1 protein-coding gene is annotated in these 1,435 nt (G+C 39.6%); it reads right to left on the bottom strand.

The window, feature by feature from the left end; genetic code table 11:
- Nucleotides 1–10: 10 nt before the first annotated feature.
- Nucleotides 11–1,342 (bottom strand): IS4 family transposase, encoded by a 1,332-nt coding sequence (locus QL234_RS31875; RefSeq protein WP_281561751.1) that lies wholly within the window; start codon nt 1,340–1,342, stop codon nt 11–13.
- Nucleotides 1,343–1,435: the final 93 nt, after the last annotated feature.

Below are 1,435 nucleotides of genomic sequence, written 5' to 3'. Positions count from 1 at the left end.
GTAATGCCAGTCAGTTAAGCTGACTGGCATTTCTTTTATTCTTCGGATACTTAGAAGGCTTTGTTTTTACCCACCTTGGATATTTCCTCTCTTCCCGCCTTTCTGGCAATTTGAAAAACGTCATTTGATTTAACAGGGATTCATAATGTTTTGGTATATTTCCAGGGCTAGTTAACGGAATCGTCGCAAAAAATTGAGTTATCGCCATAGAGCAACTGGTAAAACTTAATTGATTTGGCCATACACTGTTTAATTTATTCGCTGATGCAGTCATTCCTTGCCGAATGAGGTTGTAACAAAGCAGCACACCCCATAATTCTTGTTCTATCATGTCTGGGCGCTTACTTCTTAATGTATAGGCACTATCAAGTAAGGATTGTTTCATTTCTCTATAACCTAACTCAATCTCCCAGCGATAACGGTATAACTCTACCATTTCATCACTGGGAAAGCGCATTGGATCAACCATCGAGGTTAAAATACGATATTCTTTGCCTTTGACTGTTTTATTTACAAGTCTGGCCTCAATATGCTCAGGCAAATCATTAAACTTTTTACGTGCTTGAGGCGTTGTTGTTAACCGAATTTGGCTATCATTCTTACCTAATTTTTGAATGACCTCATAGTTTAAGTTTTTATGGGCTGGAATTATCCAATGTCTGTGCTCTCCTGCTTGATGCCAGCGGTTAAGCAATCCCAAAGAATAATAACCTTTATCGAAAATCGTGAGCGAATTGTCGGGCGTTTCTTCAATTAATTGTTCCGCTAGCACCATTTCGTTATTCCGGTAACCTGCAAAGGCACTATTTATTAACTGATGGCTGGTTAGCTCCATGTGGCAAACCATTCTTATTTGCGGGTAAATGTTTTCTCGATGCTGATTACTTTGCGTTTCAAATACTTGATGATTTTCTGCCGTATCCGCTGTTCGCCAAACAACACCATCAACTGCCAACAGGTTTAGGCCAGCCCAAGTCTCAAACTTATTAGATTGATAGCCATGCTTTGCTAAGGAGAGAAAGACTTGTTTTACCGCCTCTGAACCTAAACGTTGGCGTGCTTGAACAAGTGCACTGGGTGCTACTAATGGTTTCTTTCCTGGTAACATGATATCCATTTGCGTTGTGATATCCCAAACTGATTTTTGTCGAAACAGGCTCATTCCTATGATTGACCACAAGACGGCTTCTAAAGGGAGTCTGCGCTTTCTTACTGTTGCTACGCCTGCTTTTTCAAAACCTTGTTTGATTAAATCGGGGGAAAGTAACTCGGCATATTTTTCAAAAGTATGGAAGGTGTTGCAAGACCTAAAAGTTGTGGCTAATTCGCTTTCTAAACGCATAAAAAAATCCGATATCATTGTCTGATATCGGATTTTGAAGCCTTTAAAAGATCGGTCAAGTGATCATTTATTTTCTTAACTGATCGGCATTAC

Source organism: Thalassomonas sp. RHCl1 (assembly GCF_947387555.1).
Lineage (GTDB): Bacteria > Pseudomonadota > Gammaproteobacteria > Enterobacterales > Alteromonadaceae > Thalassomonas.
This window is presented reverse-complemented; position numbering and strand designations above follow the sequence as displayed.

Coding starts and splice junctions, on each gene's coding strand:
- QL234_RS31875 (WP_281561751.1), bottom strand. CDS start 1,342: ATGCGTTTAGAAAGCGAATTAGCCACAACTTTTAGGTCTTGCAACACC.